11 protein-coding genes are annotated in these 12,881 nt (G+C 57.6%); 2 read left to right on the forward strand and 9 right to left on the reverse strand.

From position 1 onward, the window contains the following. Nucleotides 1-246: 246 nt before the first annotated feature. Nucleotides 247-633: a 50S ribosomal protein L7/L12 gene (gene rplL, locus EII11_RS05150; RefSeq protein WP_124869565.1), complete on the reverse strand. Its 387-nt coding sequence runs from the start codon at nt 631-633 to the stop codon at nt 247-249. Nucleotides 634-718: 85 nt separating this feature from the next. Beyond that, a complete protein-coding gene (rplJ, locus tag EII11_RS05155) occupies nt 719-1,240 on the reverse strand; it encodes a 50S ribosomal protein L10 (protein ID WP_124869568.1) in 522 nt (173 codons plus the stop codon). 291 nt (nt 1,241-1,531) lie between these two features. Here rplJ and EII11_RS05160 point away from each other — a divergent pair, with 291 nt between their 5' ends. Both EII11_RS05160 and EII11_RS05165 read left to right on the forward strand, forming a co-directional pair. Further along, complete coding sequence (locus EII11_RS05160; RefSeq protein WP_124869571.1) at nt 1,532-2,542, forward strand: LCP family protein; 1,011 nt, start codon at nt 1,532-1,534, stop codon at nt 2,540-2,542. Nucleotides 2,543-2,695: 153 nt separating this feature from the next. Continuing rightward, a complete protein-coding gene (locus tag EII11_RS05165; RefSeq protein ID WP_165867071.1) occupies nt 2,696-3,694 on the forward strand; it encodes an LCP family protein in 999 nt (332 codons plus the stop codon). A gap of 111 nt (nt 3,695-3,805) precedes the next feature. Here the strand turns inward: EII11_RS05165 and EII11_RS05170 are convergent, their stop codons facing one another. The 7 genes from EII11_RS05170 to secE form a co-directional block, all read right to left on the reverse strand. Then, on the reverse strand, nt 3,806-4,741 hold the full coding sequence (locus EII11_RS05170; protein ID WP_124869576.1) for a class C sortase: 936 nt from the start codon (nt 4,739-4,741) through the stop codon (nt 3,806-3,808). 235 nt (nt 4,742-4,976) lie between these two features. After that, nucleotides 4,977-6,659 carry a SpaH/EbpB family LPXTG-anchored major pilin gene (locus EII11_RS05175; protein WP_124869579.1) on the reverse strand — a complete coding sequence of 561 codons (1,683 nt, stop codon included), beginning with the start codon at nt 6,657-6,659 and terminating at the stop codon, nt 4,977-4,979. Between the two features lie 137 nt (nt 6,660-6,796). Further along, nucleotides 6,797-9,658 carry a CshA/CshB family fibrillar adhesin-related protein gene (locus tag EII11_RS05180; protein ID WP_165867072.1) on the reverse strand — a complete coding sequence of 954 codons (2,862 nt, stop codon included), beginning with the start codon at nt 9,656-9,658 and terminating at the stop codon, nt 6,797-6,799. A 178-nt stretch (nt 9,659-9,836) separates the two neighbouring features. Then, complete coding sequence (gene rplA, locus EII11_RS05185) at nt 9,837-10,553, reverse strand: 50S ribosomal protein L1 (RefSeq protein ID WP_124869586.1); 717 nt, start codon at nt 10,551-10,553, stop codon at nt 9,837-9,839. A gap of 75 nt (nt 10,554-10,628) precedes the next feature. Beyond that, nucleotides 10,629-11,060, reverse strand: a complete 432-nt coding sequence (gene rplK / locus EII11_RS05190) for a 50S ribosomal protein L11 (protein WP_124869589.1) — start codon at nt 11,058-11,060, stop codon at nt 10,629-10,631. 566 nt (nt 11,061-11,626) lie between these two features. Continuing rightward, nucleotides 11,627-12,397, reverse strand: coding sequence for a transcription termination/antitermination protein NusG (gene nusG, locus EII11_RS05195; RefSeq protein WP_205649238.1), 771 nt, complete (start codon nt 12,395-12,397; stop codon nt 11,627-11,629). A 152-nt stretch (nt 12,398-12,549) separates the two neighbouring features. Beyond that, nucleotides 12,550-12,843, reverse strand: a complete 294-nt coding sequence (gene secE, locus EII11_RS05200) for a preprotein translocase subunit SecE (RefSeq protein ID WP_124869592.1) — start codon at nt 12,841-12,843, stop codon at nt 12,550-12,552. Nucleotides 12,844-12,881 lie beyond the last annotated feature (38 nt).

A 12,881-nucleotide genomic window follows, 5' to 3' on the forward strand; every position in this document is an offset into this window, starting at 1 on the left:
GATTCACTTGCTGAAGGCGATGGGCGCCCACGCATTGCTAAATATGCGTCTTGTTGTCAAAACTGCCCCGCACGCGGCGCAGGATTAACAACACGGCGCAAGATTAGCGTGGATTAGCTCGGATTCGGGCCGCACGCCATGCCCCACACCCCTGGGATATCGATATAAAAGCGTGAGGCCCGCGCGTTTTCACGCGCGGGCCTCACAGAGCACTCAGTGCTCACGAAAGACTCAGTGATGGTGAAATCACTTGAGGGTGACGGAGCCGCCAGCCTCTTCGATCTCAGCCTTAGCCTTCTCGGCGTCTTCCTTCTTGGCGTTCTCGAAGATGGTGGAGGGAGCGCCGTCGACGAGGTCCTTAGCTTCCTTCAGGCCCAGGCCGGTCAGGTTCTTGACGACCTTGACAACAGCGATCTTCTTGTCGCCAGCGGACTCGAGGACAACCTCGAACTCGGACTTCTCTTCTTCAGCAGCAGCATCGCCAGCGGCGGGAGCAGCAGCAACAGCCACAGCAGCGGGAGCAGCGGCGGTCACGTCGAAGACCTCTTCGAACTGCTTAACGAACTCGGAGAGCTCGATGAGGGTCATTTCCTTGAAAGCTTCGATGAGCTCTTCAGCGGAGAGCTTAGCCATGGTTGGCATCCTTTCCTATTTGGCCTGCTACGCGAGCAGATTGGTTTGAGTTCCGTCAGGCCGAAACCTGACCGGGCCTGTCGCGTCAGGCCGCCTGCTCCTGCTTGTCGCGCAGAGCATCGATGGTGCGCACCGTCTTGGACGGAAGCGCGTTGAAAACGTACGCCGCCTGTGCGACCTTGGCCTTGAGAGCGCCTGCGGCCTTGGCCAGCAGGACCTCGCGAGACTCGAGATCGGCAAGCTTCTTGACACCCTCAGCGGACAGCTGAACGCCGTCCATAGCGCCGGACTTCAGCACCAGCGCAGGGTTTTCCTTGGCAAAATCACGCAGCGCCTTGGCAGCCTCAACGGGCTCGCCGGAGACGAAAGCAATAGCGGTAGGACCGGTGAGGTCCTCAGCGAGGAAGTCGAGACCGACCTCCTTGGCCGCCAGTGCAGCAAGCGTGTTCTTCACCACGGCGTAGTTCGCGTTGTCGCCCAGGCTGCGACGCAGCTGCTTAAGCTGCTTAACAGTCAGGCCGCGGTACTCAGTGAGCAGCACTGCGTCGGCTGCGCGGAAACGCTCCACGAGCTCGGCGACAGCAGCCACCTTGTCAGACCTCGCCATGGTCCTCCTTCCAATGTGTGTGCCGCCGGAAAGTAAACAAAAAGCCCAGCACGCAGGCTCGTGCTGGGCTCGTCAAGAATCCCGCTATCTTCGGATCATTCTCCATCAGATAGTCACTCACCTGCGTCGGTTGCTTTCGCTCTTCGATCCACGCGAGTGGATGCCGACGGTCTCTGGCTCGATAAGGCTAACAGGCATTCGACACTCAACTCAAGCAGGGATCATGTGGATCACACCACGCATACACGCTTTAGCACCCGGATCCTCTCAAGCCGGGTGCATACTGAACGCATGAGCGCACAAGCCCCCTCAACACGTAGCAGTCGGATTCGTTCCCTCGTCTTGGCTTTGCTGATTCTTGCGCTTGCCTTCCTGCTGATTGTTGGCGGCGCCTTTGCCTACCTCCGCCATTCAATCGACTCGCAGATTCGCCACATTTCTATCGAGACAACCCCCGACCAGCTTCCACAATCAGCGCTCGCACACTCCCCGACCGCCGTCCATGACACCCTCAACTTCCTCATCCTTGGCTCTGACTCGCGATCTTCTGGCGGTAATCCAAGCGACTGGCATGCAGGCGCCCAACGCTCCGACGTCATGATGGTTCTCCAACTCAGCGCCAATCGCTCACGCCTCTCTGTAATGTCGCTACCGCGCGACCTGTGGGTCCCTATTCCTGGGCACGGCGAAGGAAAGATCAATTCCGCATACTCTCTTGGCGGGCCTGAACTGACAATCAGCACCGTCGAAGGCCTGCTTGGCTCTCCGATTCATCATTTCGCCGTGGTGGACTTTGAGAGTTTCGCCCAAATGACCGATCAAATCGGCGGCGTGACGGTTAACACCACCTCTGGTCCGCAGCATTTAAACGGCACCCAAGCCCTGGCTTTCGTCCGCGAACGCTATTCCCTTCCCAACGGTGACCTTGATCGAGTCCGCCGTCAACAGGCCTGGATTCAAGCCCTCCTGAACGGCATCTTCGAACAAAAAACCCTTCAAGATCCCGTAGCGCTCCACGCCATGCTGCACACCCTCCTCTCTCACTCCGCCGTTGATGAAGGACTGACATTTGATTCGCTCACTGCTCTGGCTTTGGAATCTCGCACCCTCCAGCGCGGAGGTATCGTCTTTTTCACCGCGCCCGTGAACCCGCCATCGACCTCGTCAGACGGGCAATCAATTCTCACCCTCAAAAGCGAGGCGATGGACCAACTGCGCCAAGCGTGGGCCCAAGACCGCGTCAAAGAGTTCGTTGCCTCCTCCAAGGACGTTCGCACACTGGGTTCCGATCCTATTTACTGACCCTACGATTACTGACCCTACGCACCTTCACTGCACACACGACAGCACAGCGCAACGCATATAAGTGCAGGTCAGAGGCATATTGTGCTGGACATGTTCCCAATTGGACGCCCCACTCTATCCTTCGCCAAGCGTGTAGGCATACTGATACGCATGACATCTTCTGCACGAAATGCTGTACTCGCCGTTGGTGTCCTGCTACTGGGCCTTGTCCTCATCACCTACGGCACCTTCGCCTACCTGCGCCACTCGGTTGATGCACGAATCCACCACCTGTCCGTCAAGGTTGATGACCCGCCCCTGCGAGCTAGCCCCGCCCCGCAAAATAGCATGCTTGAGCGGGCGCGCAACGCCCTCCCCCTCAACTTCCTTATCCTCGGTTCCGACTCTCACTTTCACGGCAGCGACCCGCGCGACTGGCATGAGGGTGCCCAACGCTCCGACGTCATCATGCTGCTTCAACTCAATGGTGATCGCAGTGGCGCATCGGTGTTGTCCCTCCCCGGCGACCTGCTAGTTTCTGTGCCCGGCGAGGGCGACAGCCCCTTGAACGCCGTCTATCCCCGTGGCGGTGCCGACCTTCTGATCCAGACGGTTCGCCATCTGATGAATATTCCTATCCACCATTTTGCGGTGATTGATTTTGAAAGCCTGTCAGAGGTTACCGATGTGATCGGCGGCGTCGATATTTCTACGTCGGCCGGCGAGCGCCACTTCGACGGGGCGCAGGCTATGCGATTTGTGCGCGAGCACCCTGACTCAGCGCAGGCAGAAATTGCAAGCGTGTGCCGTCAACAGGTGTGGATACGCTCCATCCTTGGAAACATTATGGAGCGGAATCTTCTTGCCGACCCTCATCAGCTTGGCCAGATCGTTGAGGCTTTCTTAGCTCATTCCGCTTTTGATCAGGGACTTACTTTCGATTCTCTTCTTGCCCTCGCTTTGGAATCCCACCAGTTGCGCAGCAGGCATATCGCCTTCTTAACCGCGCCGATCGACGGCCCTTCTGTGGGACCTCACGGGGAGCCAGTGCTTTTACCTCACGCGAAAGCTCTGGCTGGGCTTGCTCAAGCGTGGTCGCAAGACCGCGTTGAGGAATACGTTGCGTCTTCAGGTGATATCCAGTTGCTTGACGCGGTTCCCGTGCGTTAGTTCCTGGGCAATAGTTCCTCTGCAATAGTTCTGGCGCGCTGCTTCCCGCCTCATGGTTCCTACGCAGTGGTTCGTGCAAAAGCGCGTCGCACGGCCTGCCGAAAAGCCGCGTCATCGCGACTTTTTCAAGGCTTTACGCGCCTCCTTCTGACGGCGGCCTTTCGCGATGGGGCGCCCAGCCCACCATACATACAGCGCAATGACGCACAGGCTGAGGAGGAAGAATACCGCCCACCAGGGGAAGAAGGGGACGTCTGGTGAGCTACCTTGCTGCTCGATATCTTCTGTCGGCGTGGGCAGCACTCGTTCGCCGGTGACAAGAATACGGTGGCTGTTGATCCCCAGGGGCGTACAGGTGATGAGGGTGGCGAGGTCTTTGCCTTCTTGGAAGCGGATGGCTTCTGTGGCCTCCGGCTCGATGACTTCGGTGGAGATGATTTTGTAGGTGAGGACTTCGCCGAACACTTCAAGGACGAAGGTGTCGCCTTCTCCGACCTTGTCCAGGTTCGTGAACATTTCGGCTTCTGCCAGGCCGCGGTGGGCGGTGATGACGGTTCGGGTGCCGATGCCCCCGACGGGCAGTGAGGTGCCTTTAAGGTGGCCGGCGCCGTTGAGCAGGGTTTGTTCTGAGGTGCCGTGGTAGATCGGCAGGTCGAGGTGGATTTTTGGGATGCGGATACGTGCCATGAGGCCCGTTGCTGAGGCGCGGAGTTGATGGTCGTAGTCGAGTAGGTCGTTGACCGATGTGCCGGTACCGCGTGGTTTGTTCGCGTTTGCGTCGAGGACGGCTCCGGCGTTGAGGGCTTCGTTATAGAGGCGGGCTTGGCGTATTTGCTCGGTTGCTTCTGGTTCGGCGTTGTTCACCTGCTCGTCGTAGACGGCGATGATCTGCGACTGGTTGTATTGCGTGACCCAGGCTGCAGCATCGGGGTATAGGAACATGGCAGAACCAACGATCGCCATGAGTGCGGGAATAAGAGAAAGGCGGTTAAGACGCCACTTGGGGCCGCGATGTTGGGGGCCAGGAAGGACGAGGCGTGAGCGCATTCTTCCTCTTTCCGTGAAGTGCCGTCCACGGACGGCGGAGTTGAAAGGGTGGAGCCGCATTGTATGCGGCTCCACCCTTCAGGTTAAGCGGTGCTGACTGTGCGCGGCGGGAATTGCGCTTTGGTGGGATTTACCAATCCGGGGCAAGGCTAGCGCCCGCTGCACAAGTAGCTCATGGTGTGGCTACCCTGCGCAGTCTGCGATGTAGTCAGCATGCAGTCAGCAATGCTGATTCTCAGGCTTCAGCGTTGCGCTTGCGGATCACCATGACAACACCCATGGAGCCCAGAACCAGGGCCAGGCCACCGACCATGAGCAGCACGCGGCCGGAAGCACCGGTCAGCGGCAGGGCAGGAACGGAAACCTTGGTGTTTGCCATGGTGAGGTCGAAATCGGTCGACACACCGGCCTTCACGATAATTGCAAAGGTACGCTTCTCGAGAGAAGGAAGGACGAAACCAACAGGGGCAGTCTTCTCGCGCAGGACATAGCAGCGCTCCGTCTTAGGTGCACCATTGTTGGACTTATCGATAAACAGACCCGGAACAGTTACTTCGCCGTTCTGACCGGTCGTGACTTCAGTAATCGCGGTTCCGGTGGTGGCGGTGTTCTTTTCTTGGGCGACGGCAGCAGCCTTGCACGCATCATCGTTCTCAGGCTTGAGGACTTCGAATACCGCACCCTGCAAGCCAGTCGCCTGAGATGCCGCATCGTACTTCCGAATCTTGACGTCACCCCAGGTGGTCTTCGCGACATTGGAGGGCTTCGGAGTCGGATCGTTTGGAACCTTGGGGGTCGGAGAACCGCCAGGATTCGGAGTGACCGGGGTATCGGGATCATCGCCGGGCTCCGTGGGCGAGGTCTGAACAGCCACAAAAGCGGTGTTGGAAATCAGACCTTCGGTATTTTGAACCTTGTCGCCGGCAGGCACATTAGCTACTTTGGCACTCAGGGTGACGACAATGTTTTCGTTCTTCTTGCCTTCAAGCTTGAGAAGACCAGCTTTGGTGAAGTTGACGGCGCGGAAGTTTTTCTGAGTTTCGTCAACCTTGTAATCGGCATTCAAACCGAAAGCTTCACCACCGACCTGCACGCTCTTTACTGTGACCTCAGTCAGGCTTGCTGAGTGTTGGTCAATCACCGAGTAGTAGGAGAAGTGTTCGTCGAGCAGGCTGGGCACCTTCGAGGTAATCGTGTAGGTGACGGCTTCGGAAGTACCGATCAGCCACTTGTCGTCGGCGACGCTCACAGCCTTCTTAGGAGCTTCGGTGACAGTGTTCTTGGGGTAAGCGTGGACGTCGTAGATCCAGCCGGTGTTCTCTCCGTCGCCATTCTTCTGCGGGCGGGGGAGGGTAACGACGAATGGTGCGGAACGCTTCACAACCGTGACAGCATTGCCAGCAACGTTGGTTGCGGTCTCACCTTCGCCGAGCTTCTTTTCGCAGACAAGGTAGGCGCCGACGGGAAGGTTCTCGAAGGTAGCAACACCTCCACCTGCGGTCTTGCGCTCCTGGGAAGCCTCGCCGACCTTGGCAGAGAGATTGTTACCCAGCTGAGCAAAGACTGCGTCACCATTGTCGTTACATGACGTAGCAGGAATATTCGTCAATGCATTGATCGCGGTCCAGCCCTCGTTTGTCTTGAGGTCCACAGCAATAGGGTGCACCTTGAATGTCACACCGTTAACGCCCTGACCTTGCGCGTCTGGTTTTGCGGCAGTTACCGAGTCGGGATTTTGGAGAGAACCGGACTCGAACTTATGAATGGTGAGCTTACCTTCAGTGCCAGTGATATTGCCGTAGGTGATTGGCGAATCTTCGGCATGGGCAGCGCCTGCGATCAGACCGGACGCGGCCAAAGCTACGGCGGCGGCAGCACTCACGGTGCGCTTCATTGAGAAGCCTCCGCTTTTGCTCATGGTGTTCTCCTTATGTTCGGGAGGGCTAGATCCCTCTCGTTGTGTTGATGGAATAGATGGGTTTGGTGCAGGGAGCACCAAAAGTCAGGTATGCGCGTGATTTATCAGGGCGCGCGGGTTTTGTCTGTCCGTGCCGATCAGCCTCGCCTTCTGGTGCGGTGAATCACCACTACCCCACTGACGCAGGCGATCAGAACTGAGGCTGCGCCAACATAGGTGTACATGTCGGCCGCCGTCCCGCCGGTAAGGGGAATCACAATCGGCTCTCGCGGGTAATTAACGATCGAAGCGATCGTTGCTGCCGGGGCAAGCTCTGCCTGAACTGTTGGGTTAGCGTTGATCGCATAACCGGCTGGGGCTCGCGTCTCTGTGATGCTGTGCGTACCCCATCGCAGTTCAATGATATGGAACTTCCCCTTTGCCGGATCCTTATCGATATAGGGTCCGCTTGCCCGCGTACAGGCTCGGGAGTCGCAGTCGCGGATAATCGTGTCAGCAGGCACCTGGGGGCCGCTCAACTGCCACTCCGATCCGCCCAAGAAGTTTCCCTGCGAATCGACCTTCGACCAGCGAAGCTCGGCATACACTGGGCGGAAGGCCACCCGACAGGAAATACGGTCTGCGCGCGGAACAGATAGCGCACCAGGTCCTGCGGTAACCCTTGCCGCGAAGGGACGATTGCCTGGGCGAACAGTCCCCGGAGTCTCCGTGCACACCCAGCCCGGTGGATTGGCGAAGAGATAGCCTCGTGTCCAACCACCTGGGCCAGAACCAGCCGTTTTCAGCGCAAAGTTTCCCGAAGCGATCGACGTCCGGGGAATCCTTCCCTGTGCCTGCATGAAATACCCAGTCTGTGTCGAGGTACCTTGCTGGGCACTCACTCGCCAGTTTTCCGGCGGAAGAGGCGTGTCGGTCCAGCCTTCAGAGTTGTCAACCTCAAGCTGTACTTCCAACGTGGGAACGTAGATCTGTACCTCGTAATCTTCCACCTCACCGCTGCTCGTAATCTGCGTGGCCGACAAAGGCGAAACCGGGCCGAAGGAGGTATCAGCAGGGTTGGCAATACGAATACGCATGTAGGAACGTTGAGCGCTGCCAGCCTCGCCCCGCACAGCGCGCACGGCGTTAGCAGGGACTGTCCACGTCAGCATAGCCGCTGAACCTTGGCAGTCAACCTCGTTACTTTTTTCCCCCTCGTCAAAGGTGCCATTCACGTTCCAGTCAATCCAGCCGGCAATCGTTCCCGGTCCGGTGCAGGCTACCTGGCGGGAAACTATCGCCCCCACGGCGGTGTCAAAGGTGAGATCTGCGTTATTAGTGATGCCGTCGTCGTCATCACGATCAGCGTTCGGAGTATGAAGATCTACAACCTCATGGGTGACGAGTGCCCCGAGGCGAGTCGCCGGAGGCTCCATTGTGGTCAATGGAATACCGCGGGTCAGGTTCGTGGTAGATGCCGTCAAAGGCGAAGTCCACCTTGGGTGGAAGAAAGCGCCAGCAGCACCGTAGCTCAGGGGCGCATCAGACAGGTCTGACAAAGTAATGAGGCCTAATGCAACGGCTTGAACGCCGTTACCCTGCAGGCGAACAGTGGCGTTTGAGGTTCCTTGAGCGAACAGGACAGCACCAGGCGTTCCAGAACCGCTGGCGCACTCGTTGCCATTCGGGACGATCCTGATTGTGGACTGTCCTGCAGGAGCACCCGCCTGGGTGACGGCAAAAACCGCGTCAGCCGTCGCATTAACCGATCGGGAAGGTTGACGTTGGGGGTAAGTCGGAGGGCATCGTTGCTCGTCGGCGAAACGATCCAGCAGGTGCCACTTTGTTGAGCTTGGGGTGGTCGCTTCCACCCATTCGTCCGAACCTGAACTATAGCCGGCAGATTCAGCATCAGCGACAACCAGACCATCAATAGGAACTGGCTGCGGTGAGGAGAATTCCCCGTCACTGTCCTTCTGCCATAGCGCAGCGGAACATTCGACATTAAAACGAGGGGTTGCGCCATAACCAGGCTTGCCATGGTTGATACCCGGCTGGCCATTGCCCAAACCAATCACCATGCGATTTTGAGTGCCCTGACCACCAATGTTGTACATGTTGTCAAGGCTGTCTCCTTGCCAATTACCCGGCACGGTGGCGGCAACAGGACCGGCCTTATAGCTAGGCCCCTGCCGCAAAGAACGATGATCCAGATTCGTTAATTGGCAGGAGGTAATCAATCGAGCCGAGGTGCCAATATTCCTCACATACGAGCGAACTGCCGAGTGAGGATAGCGGGAATCATTTCCCATGACATCAAATACGACACCATCAGAGCGGGGAACATCCGGGCGGGTAACTCCGCTATGGCTGGACGATTTCAATGTCGCATTCGCGTAAAAGTTAGGGTCAGACCACTGCATCCACTGGATAACGTCTTTAAAACGTCCGCTACCACCAGTCGCAAAAACAGGCGCACTCAGATTCGGATTATTAATATCCGTTGACAAGGCCGCACTGCTACGAGCTGCTCGCCTGAAACCCGAGAAGCCACTGCGCTGCGGCGCTGGAGCGCTCTGAGCAGCATCTGCCGCGCGCTCGCCAGATTGAGTCAGCTCATCAGCATCGTCTGAGGAGTCTCTCTCTGAGTCACTCTGCTGAGCATCAGCCCCAGCAGCCGAATTATCCGCCCCATTTTCCTCTTCACCTGCGGCTTCGGTGCTGTCTACATTGGTGGAAGCATTCTGATCTTCAGCATCACTCTGGAGCGAGTCTGACTCTGGCGCATCAACGTCATTAGCGGGGGAAATCTCGCCATTGCTCTCCGCAGCAATGGCAGCCCCTTGATCGGGAGAGCGAACAATAACAGGAGCAGAAATACCCTGGACGTGCAATCCAGGCAAGGCGAACAGGGTCGCACTTGCCATCAGAGCTAAAAGGAGCGTCCGAGGACGTCCAGGGAGCCGATTCACAGTTTCCTCGTAGATGAACTCTTGTTGCACATACTCTCGTGCAACCACTTCACTAATGTTGACCAGATATCAAGCATTCTATGTGTCGTTTAGTAAGCGAAACAAGAGGAGGAATATCACGTTTCAGCGCGCTCTATTCGCTTTTCGATAAGGACTTTCACCACTAATAGCAAGTGCCGCCCGCATTCAAAGATGCAGGCGGCACTTAGATCGCTGAAAAGAAAACTCAGGCAGCGTCCTCAGAGGTGAGGTTGCGAGTCTTCGTCACATCGACAGGGATGCCAGGGCCCATGGTGGTAGCCACGGTGCCCTTGATGATGTAGCGGCCCTTAGCGGCGGTCGGCTTCAGACGCAGAACCTCTTCGAGAACTGCAGCGTAGTTCTCAGTGAGCTGCTCGGCGGTGAAGGAAGCCTTACCAACGATGAAGGCCAGGTTCGCGTGCTTGTCAACACGGAACTCAATACGACCACCCTTGATCTCACGAACAGCCTTAGCGGTGTCCATGGTCACGGTACCGGTCTTGGGGTTCGGCATCAGACCACGAGGACCAAGGACGCGGCCCAGGCGGCCAACCTTGCCCATCAGGTCAGGGGTAGCAACGGCAACATCGAAGTCGGTGTAGCCAGCGGCCACCTTCTCGATCAGTTCGTCGCCGCCGACCTCGTCAGCACCAGCGTCGAGGGCTTCCTGCGCGCGCTCGCCAACGGCAAAGACCAAGACCCGAGCGGTCTTGCCGGTGCCGTGCGGCAGGGTAACGGTGCCACGAACCATCTGATCAGCCTTACGAGGGTCAACGCCCAGACGGAAGGTGACCTCAACGGTCGAGTCGAACTTGGTAACGGTGGTTTCCTTGGCCAGACGCATGGCGGCCAGGGGAGCGTAAATCTCGCCGGCGTGGATCTTCTCCGCGGCGGCGCGGTAGCTCTTAGAGCGCTTAGGCATTCTGCTTATCTCCTTGCAGTCGTGGTAATCGGGGCAGCGCATGCCCTACCACTTGGGGGTTGATGACGTCGAGAATCAGTCTTCGACGGTGATGCCCATGGAACGGGCGGTGCCGGCGATGATCTTCTCAGCGGCATCGAGGTCGTTGGCGTTGAGGTCAACCATCTTGGCTTCAGCGATCTCACGAGCCTGAGCGCGGGTGATCGAACCAACCTTGACGGTGTTGGGGGTTGCCGAAGCCTTCTGCAAGCCAGCAGCCTTCTTGATCATCTCAGCAGCCGGAGGCGTCTTGAGAACGAAGGTGAAGGAGCGGTCTTCGTAAACGGTGATCTCAACGGGGATGATGGAGCCACGCTGGGCTTCAGTCGCAGCGTTGTAGGCCTTGGTGAACTCAACAATGTTCACGCCATGCTGACCAAGTGCGGGACCAACGGGCGGAGCAGGAGTTGCTGCGCCTGCAGGGATCTGCAGCTTAATCAGGCCGGTGACCTTCTTCTTAGGTGCCATGTGATTCGGGTCTTTCTTCTACTTCCATGCCACGGCGGATACCGCAGCACACTATGCATAGCCAGCCACCCGCACCGCCCTCGTCAAACACGAAAGGAGCGCAAGGCACACTGGTGCCATACACAAATGGTCATCTTACCGCGCACCCCGCACTCTCCCCAAGTCCGGGTGCGCGACATCACGTTCCACACAGACAACTAAACACTCAGCCACACAAACAGCCCCGGAAGGCATCCAACGATGCACCCCTATGATCTCTTTTGCTCTTTATGATCTCTTCTTATTTTCCGCTTCTTCCCTTTCCTCGCCTCTGCCACTCCGGCTGACTTGTGTGACAGTTGTTGCACGGTGACGCAGTTGCGACTCTGCGTGACGGCTATACCTGTCACGCAATGCAACACATGCACCACAGCCGCACATCACCACCCCACCATCACTGACGCAACCCGCCAAACACAGCTCTGCCCCCGGATGCGTACGCATCCGGGGGCAGAGCATCAAGCAACGCTTACATTCGCAGCCCAGCCAAGCAGGCCAGAGTACCGGCAGCGCCTCGAACTAGAGACTCACTTCTCCAGCTTCTCCACCTGATCGAAGGAAAGCTCCAGCGGAGTCTCACGCTCGAAGATGGTGACAAGCACCTTGAGCTTCTGAGTCTCAGGCATGATCTCAGAAATAACTGCCGACATTGCCTCGAAGGGGCCATCAATAACAGTGACGACCTCGCCCACCTCGAAGTTAACCTCAATCTCCTGCACAGGAGCGGGGCCGGTCTTCGCCTCAACCGCAGCTTCCTCCATGACATTGGGGGTCAGCAGCATAACGACCTCGTCAATGGTCAGCGGCACAGGATTGTGCTGATCGCCCACGAAGCCCGTCACAGCCGGGGTGTCCTTGACAACACGGTAGGCCTCTTCAGTGAACTCCATGCAGACAATGACATAGCCTGGAATACGCACGCGGCGCACGCGCTTCTTCTGCGACCCACGGAAATCCATCACGTACTCGTCCGGCACCTCAACACGGTAGATCTGCTCTTCCATGTTCTGGGTCTGAATACGCTGCTCCAGGTTGGCCTTCACCTTACGCTCGTGGCCCGAGTAGGTGTGCAGCACATACCACTCACCCGGCTGCAGCATGAGGTCCATGCGGAGCTTCTCCACCGGATCCATCACAGCCTCTTCAAGGACGACAGTCTCTTCAGCGCCTGCGTCAGCCGCTTCATCCGCCGCAGCTTCGGGAGCAGCGTCTTCGATGATGTCAGCCTCGGTAGCGTCAGCCTCGACAACGTCAACGGTCTCTTCAACGGCTTCTTCAGCCAGGAACTCTTCGCTCACAGTAATCCTCCTGCTCAGGCTCGCTCGTGAGATTGCGAGCAAGGGCGAGGTGGGCCAGCGCCCTTCCCCATCCCTCACCCTCTTTTCAGAGGGCAGAAAATTGTGGAAAAAAATCCGCCTACAGTGTCCTGTAGGCGGTGTCTTTTTGGCGTTTAGCCGAAGACCAATGCATTCAGTTTACCGAATGCGAAGTCAAGAAGTCCCGTGTAGGCCATGATGACCGCCACAAAAACGATGACAACCCCGAAATACGTCCAGGTTTCCTTCGCTGTGGGGTAGGTGACCTTCTTCAACTCAGAGACGATCTGAGTAATGAAAAGCCAGATACGACGGAAGAAATTGGGGGTTTCCTCAACGGGATGTTCAGCCTCGGCGCGAGTGCGGGTCGGAGCAGCCTTCGTGCGATCCTTGCGCACGGATGCATCACCTGCATGTGCCTCAGTCATGACATTCCTCCGTGTCGTCGTGTCAGTGTCGTCATGAG

Origin of the sequence: Schaalia canis (assembly GCF_003858455.1) — a bacterium.
GTDB lineage: Bacteria > Actinomycetota > Actinomycetes > Actinomycetales > Actinomycetaceae > Pauljensenia > Pauljensenia canis.

Bases quoted from the DNA above. Each gene is read 5' to 3' on its own strand.
- rplL (WP_124869565.1), bottom strand. From the start codon at position 633: ATGGCTAAGCTCTCCGCTGAAGAGCTCATCGAAGCTTTCAAGGAAATG.
- rplJ (WP_124869568.1), bottom strand. From the start codon at position 1,240: ATGGCGAGGTCTGACAAGGTGGCTGCTGTCGCCGAGCTCGTGGAGCGT.
- EII11_RS05160 (WP_124869571.1), top strand. From the start codon at position 1,532: ATGAGCGCACAAGCCCCCTCAACACGTAGCAGTCGGATTCGTTCCCTC.
- EII11_RS05165 (WP_165867071.1), top strand. From the start codon at position 2,696: ATGACATCTTCTGCACGAAATGCTGTACTCGCCGTTGGTGTCCTGCTA.
- EII11_RS05170 (WP_124869576.1), bottom strand. From the start codon at position 4,741: ATGCGCTCACGCCTCGTCCTTCCTGGCCCCCAACATCGCGGCCCCAAG.
- EII11_RS05175 (WP_124869579.1), bottom strand. From the start codon at position 6,659: ATGAGCAAAAGCGGAGGCTTCTCAATGAAGCGCACCGTGAGTGCTGCC.
- rplA (WP_124869586.1), bottom strand. From the start codon at position 10,553: ATGCCTAAGCGCTCTAAGAGCTACCGCGCCGCCGCGGAGAAGATCCAC.
- rplK (WP_124869589.1), bottom strand. From the start codon at position 11,060: ATGGCACCTAAGAAGAAGGTCACCGGCCTGATTAAGCTGCAGATCCCT.
- secE (WP_124869592.1), bottom strand. From the start codon at position 12,843: ATGACTGAGGCACATGCAGGTGATGCATCCGTGCGCAAGGATCGCACG.